Here is a 14,685-nt window from a genome sequence, read left to right on the forward strand (position 1 = left end):
TTGACACTCGTTGGAAAACGATGGGACGATGGCCCACATCGAATACCGGCGATCCAACAGGTCAATACGCCGGAGCCTTACCCGGAGACATCATGCGCAGTACCGCTGTACCCGCGACCCATGCCGGGTCCGCACCCGCTCAGGCGCCATCCGCCGCAAACACCCCCGATTCACCGGCCCCGTTCGAACCCGCGTTCGCCCGCCTGCACCAGACCATGGCGCCGTGGGTGGCCAGCACGCCCGACCGCATCGCGATCATGGATGCGCACCGGGCCCTGCGCTACGCCGAACTCGACGTAGCGGTTCGTGAAACGGCGACCACGCTGTCCGACCTCGGTGTGCGCGGCGGCGACCGCGTGGTGCTCGTGACCGAAAACAGCGTGGGCTGCGCGGTGCTGCTGCTGGCGCTAAGCGCCATCGATGCCTGGTCGGTGCCGGTCAATGCGCGGCTGTCGCAGCGGGAGATCGCCAACATCGTCGATCACGCTGGCGCGCGCGCGACGCTGTATCTCGACAACGATTTCCCCGAGGCGCGCGAGCACGGCCTGGCGCGTGGCGCGCAGTGGACCGAGTGGCCGCACGTTGGCAAACTGATGGTCAGCGCCATCGACGACGGCGTCGAGCCCGAACCCGTGGAAGCCGACCCGCGCCAGCAGGTGGCGGCGATGATCTATACGACGGGCACCACCGGCGCGTCGAAGGCCGTGATGCTGACGCACGCCAACCTGATGTTCATCGGCCATTCCAACCGCATGCAGTCGCGCGTGAAGCCCGGCGACCGCATCTACGGCGTGCTGCCTATCTCGCACGTGTACGGCCTGTCGGTGCTTTTGGTGGGCCCCGTATCGAACGGTGCGACGGTGTTCTACGAACCGCGTTTCCGGCCCGACAAGCTGGTGCGTACGCTGATCGACGATCAGCTGACGGTGCTGCATGGTGTGCCGGCCATGTACGCCAAGATCATCGAATGGGGCCGCGCCAACAACCAGTCGCTGCGCACACCATCGCTGCGCATCGCGCAGTCGGGCGGCGCACCCCTGACGGCGACGCTGAAGGCCGCCTTTGAAGACGCGTTCGGCATCGTGCTGAACAATGGCTACGGCATGACCGAGACATCGCCCACGGTTTGCCAGACCCGGGTGGAACACCCCCGCAGCGACTGCTCCGTGGGCCCGGCCGTGCCCGATGTGGAAATCCGCCTGGGCAACCCGCTGCCCGACGGCAGCGGCGAACTGCTGGTGCGCGGGCCCAACGTGATGAAGGGCTACTACCGCCGGCCCGACCTGACCGCGCAGACCATCGACAGCGATGGCTGGCTGCATACCGGCGACCTCGCGCGCATCGATGCCGACGGCGCCGTGTCGATCGTCGGCCGCTCGAAGGAGATCATCATCCATTCGGGCTTCAACGTGTACCCGGAGGAAGTGGAGCAGTCGCTCAATGCCTTCCCGGCCGTGCTGCAGTCGGCCGTGGTGGGGCGCGCCGTCGAAGGCAACGAGGAAGTGATTGCGTTTGTCGAGGTGCGCAGCGGCATGGCGCTGGACGAAGCCGCATTGCGGGCCTTCCTGCGCGAGCGCCTGTCGCCCTACAAGATTCCCGCCGAAATCCGCATGGTGCAGCAACTGCCTGCCGCGCCGTCGGGCAAGATCCTCAAGGCCCGCCTGCGCGAGCAGCTGGCGGCCGGCAACGTGTGAGCAGCCTCATGGAAGACACCCTGACCGAACGGCCGGACGCCGCCGACATTGACGACCGCGACGACGCCATCGACATGCCGTCCGACACCGCCCCGGCACGCAAGGACAACCGCAAGGAAGACCGCCACTTCGTGACGGCGCTGGCGCGCGGGCTCGACGTGCTGGCGTGCTTTCGCGGGTTCGACGCGGAACTCGGCAATGCCGAACTGGCACAACGCTGCGGCCTGCCGAAATCGACGATCTCGCGGCTGACCCACACACTAACCGAACTCGGCTACCTGCAGGCGCTGACCGACCCGGTGCGTTACCGGCTGGGCAGCTCCGCGCTGGCGCTGGCGCCGGCCGGTCAGCAAGGCGCCGACGTGCTGTCGGTGGCCAAGCCCTTCATGCGTGAACTGGCCGAACTGTCGCAAGGCGTGGCGTCGCTGATCGTGCGCGACCGTGGCCGTATGCTGATCTACGAAAACTGCCAGTCCGAAAGCTACCTGACGCTGCGGGTACCGGTCGGCAGCCGCGTTTCCGGCCTGACCACGGCCGCGGGACGCGCGTACCTGCTGGCCCTGTCGCCCGCCGAGCAGCGCCAGGCGCTGAGCGCGTTCCGCGCCGACGACAAGGTCAGCGCCGCGCAGGCCGAAGGCATCCTGTCGAACTGTCGTGACGAACAGCGCCGGCTGGGCTGCACGACGTCGTTCGGGGAATGGCTCCCCGACATCAACTCGATTGCGCTGGCGTTTCGGCCGGGTTCTTCGCTGCCGCCGATGACGCTGAGCTGCAGCGGCCCCAACGCGCTGGTGCCGCCCGCCCACCTGCTGGAAAAGGTCCGGCCGCTGCTGCAGCAGCACATCCGGGGCATCGAAGCGGCACTGGGCGTGAGCGCCTGAGCGGAAAGCCTGCCGGACATGCTGCCTCGCGCTCAGCGCGGCGGCATGTCGCCCCCATCGTCGTCCCGGTCGTCATGTTCCGGCGGCAGCCTTTTGGTCAGCCTGCCGTCGAAGCGCGCGTGCAGGCTGGTCTCCAGCTTGCCGCCCAGCCTCAGCAGCAGCATGCCCAGCCCTAGCGCCATCACGACGATCGCGTAATAGCCGGCACCCGACGCCGCGCCCAGGATGGCCGCGAGCCAGATGCCCGCCGCCGTGGTCAGACCCTGCGGGCGGTCATGCACGCCGTGACGCGCAATCACGCCCACCCCCAGGAAGCCCACCCCGGTCATCAAGCCCTGCAGCACGCGCGACATGGCGTCGGGCGGGTGCCCGTTGAGCGTCACCACGCAAACGGCCGTGGCCGCCCCCAGCGCCACCAGCCCCAGCGTGCGCATGCCGGCTGCCTTGCCGTGCAGGTTGCGGTCCAGGCCGATGATGGCGCCCGCGGCAAGCCCGCCCAGCAGGCGCCAGAAGAGTTCCAGCGAGAATTGGTCCATGTCGGCAAGCTTAGCGCGTGATGCGTCGACATGACAGGCGGGATTGCCGTACGATGCGGGGGATCCCTGCCCTCCTCCCCAACGGAACCGCTTCCATGCCCCATCTGATCGTTGAAATCACCGAAAACACGCGCCTGACCTGCTCCTTCGAGGAACTGCTGGACGAAGCGAATGCCGCGCTGCTGTCGAGCGGCCAGTTCCAGGAACCCGATATCAAGTCGCGTTGCATCACGCTGTCCACGTTCCGCCAGGGCACGGAGCCGGCCGACCGCGCCTTTGTCCATGCCACGCTGCAGATCCTGGACGGCCGCGACCAGGGCGTGCGCAAGCAGCTTGGCGAACTGGTGGTGAATGCGATTTCGGAAATGGTGCGCCCCGGTGCGCCGGGGCAGACCGTGCAGGTCACGGTGAACGTCGTGGAGATGGAGCGCGCCACCTTTTCCAAGCAGATCATTGCCGGCTGACCGGCCGGCTGAACCGGGACGGCGCGATATCACGGCGCCAATCCTGACCTAAGCTGGAACCTCCGGCTGGCCACGCCGGCCGCCAGTTACCGGGAGACATCGCCATGGACACCCCCTTCCACCAGTTCTCCGACCTCTTCGCACAGCTTGGCCTGCCGTCGGACGAGGCCAGCATCCGCGCCTTTATCGGCAAGCATTCGCCGGTTCCGGAAGATGTCGATCTCTGGGACGCATCCTTCTGGACACCCGCACAGGCCACACTGCTGCGCGACGAGATCATCGAGGATGCCGACTGGGCCGAGGCTGTCGATCAGCTGAACCTGGCCCTGCGCGCGCCCGCCTGATCCGCGCCGCGCATCAGTCGCACGTAGAACCTTGGGCCGATGGACGCCAGCGCGGGATCGGCGCTACCATCGGCTGACCCACCATCCAGGGTGATTGCGACCTGCCACCCGCCGCCCTGCGGCGGGCGTGCCAGTACGCCACGGAGATATCCATGCTGCTGTGCCGCCATGCCAACCGATTCGCTTTGTTCGCCGCGTCGTTCGTCATATTGTTCGCCGGTCTGACGCCCCTGTTCCACGGGCATGCGCAGACACCGCAGCCGTCTGCGGGCGACGCCGCCATCAACGACGCCATTTCCGATGCGGTCCGCCAGGGCTCGATCCGCTTCCAGCCCACCCCATCGCATGCGCCCACGCTCGAAGAGCAATGCGACCAGCTGGCCCTGCAGATTGGCGAAACCCCACGCCGCAGCTACCGGCCATCGAACGCGCCGGTCGAAAACAGCCAGGGCAACGAGATCTCGACCGTCGAACGCGATCGCACCCGCCGGCAACTCCAGAAGGTTTATCAGGAAAAGTGCATGCAGTAGCGGACCACCGATCCGCTACTGCCAGGAAGCAACCCTACCGTGATCGGATAGCGGCAGAAAAGCGCCGTCATCCGCACTTCCACCCGATAGCCGAGACCGCTCAGGTCACCGGCGCGGGGTTGAACAGCGCCAGCGAATTGTGCAGGCCATGGTGCTCGGCCCAGGTCTTCTTGCGGCCGCTGGCCACGTCGATCATCAGGCGGAACAGCTCCCAGCCCACATCCTCGATGGTGGCTTCACCCGTGGCGATACGGCCCGCGTTGACGTCCATCAGGTCGTGCCAGCGGCGCGCGAGGTCGCTGCGGGTGGCCACCTTGATGACTGGCACCTCGGCCAGCCCGTAAGGCGTGCCCCGGCCCGTGGTGAACACGTGCAGGTTCATGCCGGCAGCCAGTTGCAGCGTGCCGCAGATGAAATCGCTGGCCGGCGTGGCGGCGTAGATCAGGCCCTTGGTGCGGACCTTGTCGCCGGGCGACACCACGCCCGAGATCGGCGCGCTGCCCGATTTCACGATCGACCCCATGGCCTTTTCGACGATGTTCGACAGGCCGCCCTTCTTGTTGCCCGGCGTGGTGTTGGCGCTGCGGTCCACGCGGCCACGGTCCAGGTATTTGTCGTACCAGTCCATCTCGCGGATCATCGCCTCGGCCACTTCGGGCGTGGCGGCGCGCGAGGTCAGCTGGTCGATGCCATCGCGCACTTCGGTCACTTCCGAGAACATCACCGTCGCGCCGGCCCGCACCAGCAGGTCCGTGGCAAAGCCGACGGCCGGGTTGGCGGTGACGCCCGAGAACGCATCGCTGCCGCCGCACTGCACACCCACCACCAGCTCGGACACAGGCACCGTCTCGCGCTTGCGCGCATTGAGCGCCTCAAGGTGCGGAATGGCCGTCTGCACGATCGAATCGATCATCGAGCCGAAGCCCACGTGCTTGTCGTCCTGCAGGCAGACCACGCCTACCTGCACTTCGCCGGCGCCGGTCTGGATCGGGATCGTGCCCGGCGGCATCAGGCGCTCGGGCTGCAGCTTCTCGCAGCCCAGGCTCACCATCATGGCGGTACCGCCAAAATTCGGGTTCAGCGCGATATTGCGCAGCGTGCGGATCGGCACCACGGCATCGGGCGCATCGATGGCCACGCCGCAGCCGTAGGTGTGCTCCAGCCCGATCACGTCGTCGACGTTCGGATACTTCGGCAGCAGTTCGGCCTTGATGCGCTTGACCGCGTGATCGACCACGCCCGCCACGCACTGCACGGTCTGGGTGATGGCCAGGATGTTGCGGGTGCCCACCGAGCCATCCGGATTGCGGAAGCCTTCGAACGTGTAGCCTTCCAGCGGCGGCAGCGGCTCGGGCAGGCGCGTGCCGATCGGCAGGTCGGTCAGCCCCGGTGCCACGGGCATCTCGATCACGCGCTCGTTGACCCAGCTGCCGCGCGGCAGGTCCTGCAGCGCGTAGCCGATGGTCACGTTGTAGCGCGTGACCGCGTCGCCCTTTTTCAGGTCGACCAGCGCCACCTTGTGGCCCTGTGGCACGCGTTCCACCAGGGTCAGCCCGCACGGAAACACCGTGCCGGCAGGCAGGCCGCCGTCATTGGCGACGATGGCCACGTTGTCATTGGCATGGATGCGGATGTACAGCGGCGGACGTTGCTCCGCGGCCTGGGCGTTCTGTACCGACAGGTCCGACATGGTGGGGATTCCTTCTTTATTGGGGGTGCTTCAGTTCGACGCGGCGAATATCCTTGACGATCACCAGGTAGCTCAGCACGGTCACCAGGGCGTTGATGCCCACGAAGACCAGCGCGCCGTTGAACGAGCCCGTGGCGCTCAGGATATAGCCGATCACGATCGGCGTCACGATGCCGGCGATATTGCCGAACGTGTTGAAAATGCTGCCGGCCAGGCCGATCACTTCCTTGGGCGCCGTATCGGCCACCACGGCCCAGCCCAGCGCGCCAATGCCCTTGCCGAAGAACGCCAGCGCCATGATGCCCACGACCAGCCATTCGGCATCGACGTAGTTGCACGCGATCATCGACACCGACAGCAGCATGCCGGCCACGATGGGCACCTTGCGGGCCAGCGTCAGCGAATGGCCGCGGCGCAGCAGCGTGTCGGAGATCACGCCACCCAGCACGCCGCCCAGGAAACCGCAGATGGCCGGCAGCGAGGCCACGAAACCGGCCTTCAGGATCGACATGCCGCGCGCCTGCACCAGGTACACCGGGAACCAGGTCAGGAAGAAGTACGTCAGCACATTGATGCAGTACTGGCCCAGGTAGACACCGGCCAGCATGCGGTTGGTCAGCAACTGCCTGGCGTAGAACCAGCCGGCCGGATTGGCCACGCCGCCGCCCTTCCTGGCGTCTTCGCCTTCGCCCATGTGAATCAGCCCGCCGCCCTGCGCGATATGGTCAAGCTCCGCCTGGTTGACACCGGTGTGCGTGGCCGGGCTACGCATGACCTTGAGCCAGACCACGGCAAGCAGCATGCCCATGATGCCCATCCACAGGTACACATGGTGCCAGCCCCAGCTATGGACGATCCACGCCATCAGCGGCGTGAACACCACGGCGGCAAAGTACTGCGCGGCGTTGAAGATGGCCGATGCAGTACCGCGCTCGGCGGTCGGGAACCAGCTGGCCACCACCTTGGCGTTGGCCGGGAAAGCCGGCGATTCCGCCAGGCCCACGGCAAAGCGCAGCGCGAACAGCACGCTGATGGCCTGGCCGATCGTCGCGAAAACGCCAATCCAGCCCTGCAGCAGCGTGAAGAACGACCACAGGAAAATGCTGAAGGCATAAATGCGGCGAGCGCCGAAACGGTCGAGCAGCCAGCCGCCCGGGATCTGCGCCATCACGTAGGCCCAGCTGAAGGCCGAGAAGATATAGCCCATCTGCACCGCCGAGAAGCCGAACTCCTCGCGCATGGCGGGGCCGGTGATGGACAGCGTGGCACGATCGGCGTAGTTGATCGTGGTCACGATAAAGATCAGGGCAAGGATCCAGTAGCGGACGTTGGTGCGGCGGGCGCCGGATGCGGCGGCCGCGCTGGAAGCGGGTGTTGCGTTCATCTGGGTCTCCTCACAGCCGGCGGACCTGGATGCGGGAATGCGTCGGGACCGGCTTGTGATATGTCGTCGTACGACCAGAATTATAAAGACCGCGTTCCTTCCCCCGCAGTGCGCGTTTACCCTGCCTCGGTGCAATTGGCTGCGTTACCGTGCAACGGGCGATACCGCCGCCTTTCAATTGGCTTGCGGCTTTGCGGGGTATTGTGCTCCCCTTGCCTTCCTGAACCGTGGGGCCCCAACGATGCCGCGCCGCCTGCCTTCGGCCCCCTTTTCCCCGGGGTTTTCCCTTGGTTTGATCCCTACCCCTTGCACGGTCAAGTTGTTAGTTGTACGATGACTTATCTCGCGACATTCACAACGATGGACCGAGGTGCCAACCGGCCTTGATCCACACTTAACCACCATTCGCCATGTGGCGATCAGGAAGAGCGACATGACTACACCGCAAGAACTGAAGCAGATTATCTCTGAAGGCCTGCTCTCGTTCCCCGTTACCGATTTCGACGCACAGGGCAACTTCCGCGCCGACACCTATACCGAGCGCCTGGAATGGCTGGCGCCGTACGGTGCCTCGGCCCTGTTCGCCGCGGGCGGCACCGGTGAGTTCTTCTCGCTGACGCAGCAGGACTACTCGAATGTGATTCGCACCGCGGTGGAAACCTGCCGTGGCAAGGTACCTATCCTGGCCGGCGCCGGCGGCCCGACCCGCGTGGCCATCGAGTACGCCAGGGAAGCCGAGCGCCTGGGCGCCCACGGCATCCTGCTGATGCCGCACTACCTGACCGAAGCCAGCGAAGACGGTATCGCGAACCACATCGAAGAGGTTTGCCGCGCCACCAAGTGCGGCGTGATCGTCTACAACCGCGCCAATTCGCGCATCGGCGCCGACCTGCTGGCCAAGGTCGTGGACAAGTGCCCGAACCTGATCGGTTTCAAGGACGGCGTGGGTGACATCGAAGCCATGGTGCGCGTGCGCCGCAAGCTGGGCGACCGCCTGGCCTACCTGGGTGGCCTGCCCACCGCCGAAGTCTACGCCGCCGCCTACAAGGCGCTGGGCGTGCCGGTGTACTCGTCGGCCGTGTTCAACTTCATCCCGAAGACCGCGATGGACTTCTACCGTGCCGTGGCCGCCGACGACCACGCTACGATCGGCCGCCTGATCGATGACTTCTTCCTGCCGTACCTGGACATCCGCAACCGCAAGCATGGCTACGCCGTGTCGATCGTGAAGGCCGGCGCCAGGCTGGTTGGCCACGACGCCGGCCCGGTGCGCGCGCCGCTGACCGACCTGACCGAGGAAGAAGTGGCCAGGCTGGACGCCCTGATCAAGAAGCTGGGTCCGCAATAAGCCGTACCGTATCGAGTTGAAGCGTTGAGAGCCGACACAAGTCGGCTCTTTTTTTGTGCAGGCGACGGGGCGAGCGGGCAATTCCGGCGGTCCGCCGGCCGTCCGCCGACACGCCAATCGTCAGCAATTCCGGCATCCGTATTCACCCTGATTCCGCGCCCAGTTCGACCAAATCGCGCGATCATTGCGCCATTGACCGATGACGGAGGCCCGATATGGCAGCGCAGTCAGACGACAAGGCAGCCGAGCCGCTGGTGTTGCATGACAGCAGCGATGGCGTGGTGACGCTGCGGCTGAACCGGCCGCTGCAGTTCAACGCGCTCTCCGAAGCCATGCTGGCCGCGCTGCACAGCGCCTTCCAGGGCATCGCCAACGATGACAGCGTGCGTTGCGTGATCCTGGCAGCCCAGGGCAAGGCGTTCTGCGCTGGCCACGATCTGCGGGAAATGCGCGGCAATCCCGAGCTTTCCTACTACCGGACCCTGTTCGCCCAGTGCAGCGTCGTGATGCAGGCCATCCAGGCGCTGCCGGTGCCTGTCATTGCGCGCGTCCAGGGCATCGCCACCGCCGCCGGCTGCCAGCTGGTAGCCAGTTGCGACCTGGCGATCGCGTCCATGCGGGCGCAGTTTGCCGTGTCCGGCATCAACGTCGGGCTCTTTTGCTCCACGCCGTCGGTGGCGCTCTCGCGCAACGTGGCAACGAAGCGGGCCTTCGACCTGCTGGTGACCGGCCGCTTCATCGACGCCCGGACGGCGGCCGACTGGGGCCTGATCAACGAAGCCGTGGCCGACGACGAACTCGATGCCGCCGTCGCGCGCACGGTGGCGCAGATCCGGACAAAAAGCCCGACGGCCATCCGCTATGGCAAGGCGATGTTCTACAGGCAGCAGCAGATGCCCCTGGCCGACGCCTACGCCTACGCGGGCGACGTGATGGCGCGCAACATGATGGAAGAGGATGCCGGCGAAGGCATCGACGCATTTCTGCAGAAGCGCGATCCACGCTGGACCCAGCGGTAGCACCGGCTGCATCGCCCCGCGCGGACGATGCACCGTGACCAGCCCGGCCGCGCACCACAACCGTCCCACCGTGCGCCAGGAAGGTGAAAAACACCCGAATTTCGTCCCGTTTGCGCTGGCCCAGAACCTGCAATGGTGATGGTCGAAGAGTAGAAGCGTTCAACCGCCCGTTTCCTGACGACCACATTGGCGCAGGCAGGCGGCAGGAAATTGCTCTTGATGTCCGCACCCCCGCGGAACTCGAGAGCCAGAGACTTTTCCTGCATCCCAGGTATTCCAGGTATCCCGCGTTCCCGGTCGGCCGGACCCGTTCAACCTTTCCTGAACCCGGAACGACATGACCGACACCACCACCCTCACCCTGCACGAACTGGCGCGCGAGTCGCGCATGGGCGCCCACGGCACCGAGACCGATGCGCGGGACATCCGCCGCATCGACCTGTCGGATTTTGACCAGCGCAAAACCGAGATTGCCGACCAGCTCTGGCAGGCCGCCGTCGAAATTGGCTTCTTTCAGCTGGAAAACCACGGCATCGACCTGACAGCCGTCCGCGAAGCGTTTGCCATGACCGAACGGTTCTTCGCGCTGCCCGACGCGGTCAAGGGCCAGTATCCGCTGCAGAAGGCCAACAACGCCGGCTGGGAAGCCCGCGCCCAGGTGCGCCCGTCCACCGGCACGCCCGATCAGAAGGAGTCGTACCAGATCACGCGCCCGCATATGGCCGCACTCTGGCCCACCGACGCCGAGCTGCCCGGTTTCCAGGCCACCATGCTCGCGTTCGAGCGGCAATGCTGGGATGTCGGCATGAAGGTGCTCTCCTGCTTTGCCGACAAGCTCGGCTTCGACGCGGATTTCTTCAGCCGCGCGCACGACCCCGTAGCGCCCGACTACCAGAGCACGCTGCGCCTGCTCCATTACTATGCGATCCCCCCGGCGGCGCAGCATAACCTCGACCTCTGGCGCGCCGGCGCGCATACCGATTTCGACTGCCTGACGCTGCTGTTCCAGCGTCAGGGACAGGGCGGATTGCAGGTATGCCCCGGCAAGGAGATGGACGCGCAGGCATGGACGCCGATTCCGCCGGACGAGGACGTCATCACCTGCAACATCGGCGACATGCTGATGCGCTGGAGCGATGACCGGCTGCCGTCGAACTTCCACCGCGTACGCAACCCGATGCCTGGCGAGTACATGGGCCCGCGCTACAGCCTGGCGTTCTTTTGCCAGGCCAACCGCAATGCGGTGATCGAGGGGCCGGCGAAGCGGTATCCGGCGATCACAGCCGGCGACTTCCTGCGCCAGCGCGTAGCCGCGAACTTCAAGGCGTACTGACGCCCGGGCGCCGGCCCGGCGCCCAGAAAAACAAAAAACCCCGCGCTCTTGCGAGTCACGGGGTCTTAAGCCGTCCGGCGCCTGCACAAGGCAGGCATCGGACAGGCGACTACCAAAGTCGGGGCTATCAGGCCGCAGCGTCCTTCAGCTTCTTAAGCGGACGGACCTTGACCTTGACGCTGGCCGGCTTGGCCGGGAACCAACGCTCTTCACCCGTGAACGGGTCCTTGCCGAAACGCTTCTTCTTGGCCGGCACTTGCTGCGCGGTTACCTTCAGCAGGCCCGGCAGCGTGAATTCACCAGCGCCCTTCTTGTTCAGCGCGCTGACGATCGTGTTTTCCAGGTGAGCCAGCACCGTCTTCACGGCCTTGGCTTCGAGCTGGGTTTGTGCCACCAGGTGAGCGACCAGGCTCGACTTGTTGAAGGTGTCCTTCAGCGGCTTCACGGTCGGAGCAGCGGCGGGAGCAGCCTTCTTGGCCGGTGCGGCGGCCTTCTTTGCGGCAGCCTTCACGGGTGCCTTGGTTGCTGCGGCCTTCTTGGCAGCAGGCTTGGTTGCAGTCTTCGCGGTCGGTTTCGCTTTGGTCGCCATATCGATATACGAGAGTTGAAGATTGATGTCCCGGCCCCTTGCCATCCATCGCAGCGTAGCACCTGTCATCGCTTGCGAATCGTGCTGGCCGGCACGCACTGAATCATAGCGGAAACAGCCAGAAGTAAAGGGGTTTTCTCACATGCGACAGGTCAAACCAAGTGAAAACCCCGGGTTTTGTCGCTGGTTTGCGTCAGCAGATGCGCTGCGGAGCGATACGTCCCCCCACTTTCGCACGTGACAGACGCCGCGGACGCGCAAAAGTTTCCGCGAATCAGTGCGCGTGCGCGGCCATCGCATCGCGCGTTTCGCGCGCCAGCCCCATGGCAAAAGCGGCTTCGGCCACCAGAAACAACGGCCCCACCAGCAGGCCGACGAGGTCGTCGACAAAGGCCGGCTTGCGACCCTCGAAGTAGTGACCGACGAACTGGATGACCCAACCGGCCACGAACAGGCCGATCCCGGTGGCCAGCCACGCCAGGGTGGAAAGCGCGGCAATCCATGCACCCGCCCAAACGAATGCCGCCAGGATCGCGGCCATCGCCACGCCAAAACCGAACGACAGGCGCAGGTAGAACAGGCAGGCCAGCACGTAGACGACGATGGCCGGCGTCAGGAACAGCGCGCCGTCCCCCAACGGCATGGCGGGGCGGCCCAGCAGCGCGGTAACGGCCAGCACGATCATCGGAATGCCGACGAAATGCGTGGCGACGTTACGGCTGTCACGGTGGTAGGCGGCGTAGCTGGACAGATGATCGATCAGGGTTTTCACGGGGCGTCTCCTCTCTTCCGGCTGTTTTCAGGCGCTTTCCGGGCGTGCGCAAGTGCACCCTGGCAGGCCGCCCCCACCGCCGGCGCCCACACCGCCAGACCACGTTGCGCGCCGGGTTTTGCTGTGGATTTATATTAGTGACGCGCTGCGTGCTCCGGAAGAGGGTCTACCCGCCGTTCGAGCCGCCCTACTAATTCTTCAGAACTCCCGATATGCGCTCCGAAGACGAGATCCCCGCCCTCACCACCGACCAGCGCGATGCCTGGCTCGAACGGATCGGCATCGGCAACGACGCCGCCCTGCTGCCCACCCTGGACACGCTGAATATCCTGATCGGCGCCCACCTCCGGCACATCCCGTTCGAGAACCTGACACCACTCGTGGGCTGGCCCGTGAATATCGATCTGCCGGCGGTATTCGACAAGCTCGTGGCGCAGCGGCGTGGCGGCTACTGTTTCGAGCTGAACACACTGTTTTGCGCAGGCCTCAAGGCGCTGGGATTCGCGGTGACGCCGCTGGCTGCCCGCGTGCGCTGGAACGTGCCCGACGAGCGCCCGACGGGGCTGTCGCACATGCTGCTGCGCGTGGAAGTGGCGCACGAAAGCCATGTGGCGGACGTCGGCTTTGGCGGACCCACGCCAGACCGTGCGCTGGCGCTGTCACTGCCGGCGCCTGCCGCATCGCCGTACCGGCTGGTGCCGACGCCACCCGCCGTGGCCGGCACGGGCTTCAATTCGTATGATCTGGCCGTGCGCAACCTTGACGGGAATGCTGACGATGCAGAGGCCTGGCGCGTGCTGTATCGCTTCGACCTGACGCCGCAGCCGCAAATCGACTACGTGGCACGCAACTGGTACGTCTCGACGCATCCCGACAGCCACTTCACGCAGAGGCTGATCGCCGCCCGCACGGGCGCCGACGGCACGCGGCTGTCGCTCGGCAACGGCAGCCTGACCGAGCGCAGGCCGGACGGAACGGTGCGAAAGACCGACCTGGCGACGGCCGACGACGTCATCGACGTCCTGGCCGACCGCTTCGGCATCCGTATCGACGACGACCTGCGCGCCGCGCTGGCGGCGCGGCTGCCGGCCGTGCTGGCAACCCCCTAGCGTGCGCGCCGGGCCGCCCCGGCCGGGCCGGAAGTCCCGCGCTGCGGCACGGTTCATGCATCGCATGAATTGCCCGCAGAAAGTTTGCTGATATCGGCCCTGCCGCGCGAGTCGGGCTGTGGACTGGAAAAGCACGCCTGCCCATAATGTCCCGGCCAATTCACGATTCAGGCGGCGGCCACGACCGCTGCCCATCCACATCAGGAGACACCATGTCATTGTTCGATCTGTCGGGCAAGGTTGCCATCATCACCGGGTCCTCGCGCGGTATCGGCCGGGCCATTGCCGAGCAAATGGCCGTCCAGGGCGCCAAGGTCGTCATCTCGTCGCGCAAGGCCGAGGCCTGCCAGGAGGTGGCCGATGCCATCAATGCGCAACACGGCGCCGGCACCGCGCTGGCCGTGGCCGCCAACATCTCGTCCAAGGAAGCGCTGCAAAACCTCGTCGACGAAACGAACCGCACCTTCGGCAAGGTCGACATCCTGGTCTGCAACGCCGCGTCGAACCCCTACTACGGGCCGATGAGCGGTGTGTCGGACGACCAGTTCCGCAAGGTGCTGGACAACAACGTGATCTCGAACCACTGGCTGATCCAGATGGTGGCCCCGCAGATGATCGACCGCAAGGAAGGCTCGATCATCATCGTGTCGTCGATCGGCGGCCTGCGCGGATCGCCCACGATTGGCGTCTACAACGTCTCGAAGGCGGCCGACTTCCAGCTGGCGCGCAACCTGGCCGTGGAGTTCGGACCGCACAACGTGCGCGTGAACTGCATCGCGCCGGGCCTGATCAGGACCGATTTCGCCAAGGCGCTGTGGGAGGACCCCGTGCGCTACAAGCAATCCACCGAAAACGCGCCGCTGCGCCGCATCGGCGAGCCGGTGGAAATCGCCGGCGCGGCATGCTTCCTGGCGTCGGCGGCCAGCACGTTCATGACGGGCCAGGCCATGGTGGTAGATGGGGGCGTCACGATCTGATCTGTCTTGCGCGGG

At 65.9% G+C, this 14,685-nt stretch carries 15 protein-coding genes; 10 read left to right on the top strand and 5 right to left on the bottom strand.

Features of this window, described 5'->3' with window-relative positions; translation table 11 throughout:
• The first annotated feature begins 92 nt into the window (after nt 1–92).
• Nucleotides 93–1,694: a class I adenylate-forming enzyme family protein gene (locus BLQ58_RS18945; protein WP_092601073.1), complete on the top strand. Its 1,602-nt coding sequence runs from the start codon at nt 93–95 to the stop codon at nt 1,692–1,694.
• 8 nt (nt 1,695–1,702) lie between these two features.
• Entirely contained in the window at nt 1,703–2,575 is an 873-nt protein-coding gene (locus BLQ58_RS18950) for an IclR family transcriptional regulator (protein ID WP_254776018.1), read from the top strand.
• Between the two features lie 32 nt (nt 2,576–2,607).
• Here the strand turns inward: BLQ58_RS18950 and BLQ58_RS18955 are convergent, their stop codons facing one another.
• Entirely contained in the window at nt 2,608–3,111 is a 504-nt protein-coding gene (locus tag BLQ58_RS18955) for an MgtC/SapB family protein (protein ID WP_092601075.1), read from the bottom strand.
• A 95-nt stretch (nt 3,112–3,206) separates the two neighbouring features.
• On the opposite strand from BLQ58_RS18955, the gene BLQ58_RS18960 reads away from it, so the two are divergent.
• The 3 genes from BLQ58_RS18960 (at nt 3,207) to BLQ58_RS18970 (ending at nt 4,449) form a co-directional block, all read left to right on the top strand.
• Nucleotides 3,207–3,575 carry a 5-carboxymethyl-2-hydroxymuconate Delta-isomerase gene (locus BLQ58_RS18960; RefSeq protein WP_092601077.1) on the top strand — a complete coding sequence of 123 codons (369 nt, stop codon included), beginning with the start codon at nt 3,207–3,209 and terminating at the stop codon, nt 3,573–3,575.
• A gap of 104 nt (nt 3,576–3,679) precedes the next feature.
• The gene (locus BLQ58_RS18965) at nt 3,680–3,919 is read left to right on the top strand and encodes a DUF2789 domain-containing protein (RefSeq protein WP_092601079.1); all 240 of its coding nucleotides are present in this window, start codon (nt 3,680–3,682) and stop codon (nt 3,917–3,919) included.
• Between the two features lie 152 nt (nt 3,920–4,071).
• A complete protein-coding gene (locus BLQ58_RS18970) occupies nt 4,072–4,449 on the top strand; it encodes a hypothetical protein (protein ID WP_092601081.1) in 378 nt (125 codons plus the stop codon).
• A 100-nt stretch (nt 4,450–4,549) separates the two neighbouring features.
• Here BLQ58_RS18970 and garD read toward each other — a convergent pair whose 3' ends face one another.
• Entirely contained in the window at nt 4,550–6,139 is a 1,590-nt protein-coding gene (gene garD, locus BLQ58_RS18975; RefSeq protein WP_092601083.1) for a galactarate dehydratase, read from the bottom strand.
• A 16-nt stretch (nt 6,140–6,155) separates the two neighbouring features.
• Nucleotides 6,156–7,523 carry an MFS transporter gene (locus BLQ58_RS18980; protein WP_092601085.1) on the bottom strand — a complete coding sequence of 456 codons (1,368 nt, stop codon included), beginning with the start codon at nt 7,521–7,523 and terminating at the stop codon, nt 6,156–6,158.
• 433 nt (nt 7,524–7,956) lie between these two features.
• Between BLQ58_RS18980 and kdgD the strand changes: the two genes are divergently transcribed.
• The 3 genes from kdgD to BLQ58_RS18995 all read left to right on the top strand — a co-directional run bounded on the left by kdgD (nt 7,957) and on the right by BLQ58_RS18995 (nt 11,223).
• Nucleotides 7,957–8,871: a 5-dehydro-4-deoxyglucarate dehydratase gene (kdgD, locus tag BLQ58_RS18985; RefSeq protein ID WP_092601087.1), complete on the top strand. Its 915-nt coding sequence runs from the start codon at nt 7,957–7,959 to the stop codon at nt 8,869–8,871.
• A 215-nt stretch (nt 8,872–9,086) separates the two neighbouring features.
• Nucleotides 9,087–9,890 (top strand): enoyl-CoA hydratase, encoded by an 804-nt coding sequence (locus BLQ58_RS18990; RefSeq protein ID WP_092601089.1) that lies wholly within the window; start codon nt 9,087–9,089, stop codon nt 9,888–9,890.
• Nucleotides 9,891–10,227: 337 nt separating this feature from the next.
• Nucleotides 10,228–11,223, top strand: coding sequence for an isopenicillin N synthase family dioxygenase (locus BLQ58_RS18995; protein WP_092601091.1), 996 nt, complete (start codon nt 10,228–10,230; stop codon nt 11,221–11,223).
• Nucleotides 11,224–11,350: 127 nt separating this feature from the next.
• Here BLQ58_RS18995 and BLQ58_RS19000 read toward each other — a convergent pair whose 3' ends face one another.
• Together BLQ58_RS19000 and BLQ58_RS19005 are read right to left on the bottom strand one after the other, a co-directional pair.
• A complete protein-coding gene (locus BLQ58_RS19000; protein ID WP_092601093.1) occupies nt 11,351–11,812 on the bottom strand; it encodes an HU family DNA-binding protein in 462 nt (153 codons plus the stop codon).
• 274 nt (nt 11,813–12,086) lie between these two features.
• Entirely contained in the window at nt 12,087–12,584 is a 498-nt protein-coding gene (locus tag BLQ58_RS19005; protein ID WP_092601095.1) for an Mpo1 family 2-hydroxy fatty acid dioxygenase, read from the bottom strand.
• 212 nt (nt 12,585–12,796) lie between these two features.
• On the opposite strand from BLQ58_RS19005, the gene BLQ58_RS19010 reads away from it, so the two are divergent.
• Nucleotides 12,797–13,693 (top strand): arylamine N-acetyltransferase family protein, encoded by an 897-nt coding sequence (locus BLQ58_RS19010; protein WP_092601097.1) that lies wholly within the window; start codon nt 12,797–12,799, stop codon nt 13,691–13,693.
• Nucleotides 13,694–13,905: 212 nt separating this feature from the next.
• Entirely contained in the window at nt 13,906–14,670 is a 765-nt protein-coding gene (locus BLQ58_RS19015) for an SDR family oxidoreductase (RefSeq protein WP_092601099.1), read from the top strand.
• The last annotated feature ends 15 nt before the right edge of the window (nt 14,671–14,685 follow it).

The sequence above is a fragment of the Ralstonia sp. 25mfcol4.1 genome, from assembly GCF_900104095.1.
GTDB lineage: Bacteria > Pseudomonadota > Gammaproteobacteria > Burkholderiales > Burkholderiaceae > Cupriavidus.

Bases quoted from the DNA above. Each gene is read 5' to 3' on its own strand.
- BLQ58_RS18945 (WP_092601073.1), top strand. From the start codon at position 93: ATGCGCAGTACCGCTGTACCCGCGACCCATGCCGGGTCCGCACCCGCT.
- BLQ58_RS18950 (WP_254776018.1), top strand. From the start codon at position 1,703: ATGGAAGACACCCTGACCGAACGGCCGGACGCCGCCGACATTGACGAC.
- BLQ58_RS18955 (WP_092601075.1), bottom strand. From the start codon at position 3,111: ATGGACCAATTCTCGCTGGAACTCTTCTGGCGCCTGCTGGGCGGGCTT.
- BLQ58_RS18960 (WP_092601077.1), top strand. From the start codon at position 3,207: ATGCCCCATCTGATCGTTGAAATCACCGAAAACACGCGCCTGACCTGC.
- BLQ58_RS18965 (WP_092601079.1), top strand. From the start codon at position 3,680: ATGGACACCCCCTTCCACCAGTTCTCCGACCTCTTCGCACAGCTTGGC.
- BLQ58_RS18970 (WP_092601081.1), top strand. From the start codon at position 4,072: ATGCTGCTGTGCCGCCATGCCAACCGATTCGCTTTGTTCGCCGCGTCG.
- garD (WP_092601083.1), bottom strand. From the start codon at position 6,139: ATGTCGGACCTGTCGGTACAGAACGCCCAGGCCGCGGAGCAACGTCCG.
- BLQ58_RS18980 (WP_092601085.1), bottom strand. From the start codon at position 7,523: ATGAACGCAACACCCGCTTCCAGCGCGGCCGCCGCATCCGGCGCCCGC.
- kdgD (WP_092601087.1), top strand. From the start codon at position 7,957: ATGACTACACCGCAAGAACTGAAGCAGATTATCTCTGAAGGCCTGCTC.
- BLQ58_RS18990 (WP_092601089.1), top strand. From the start codon at position 9,087: ATGGCAGCGCAGTCAGACGACAAGGCAGCCGAGCCGCTGGTGTTGCAT.
- BLQ58_RS18995 (WP_092601091.1), top strand. From the start codon at position 10,228: ATGACCGACACCACCACCCTCACCCTGCACGAACTGGCGCGCGAGTCG.
- BLQ58_RS19000 (WP_092601093.1), bottom strand. From the start codon at position 11,812: ATGGCGACCAAAGCGAAACCGACCGCGAAGACTGCAACCAAGCCTGCT.
- BLQ58_RS19010 (WP_092601097.1), top strand. From the start codon at position 12,797: ATGCGCTCCGAAGACGAGATCCCCGCCCTCACCACCGACCAGCGCGAT.
- BLQ58_RS19015 (WP_092601099.1), top strand. From the start codon at position 13,906: ATGTCATTGTTCGATCTGTCGGGCAAGGTTGCCATCATCACCGGGTCC.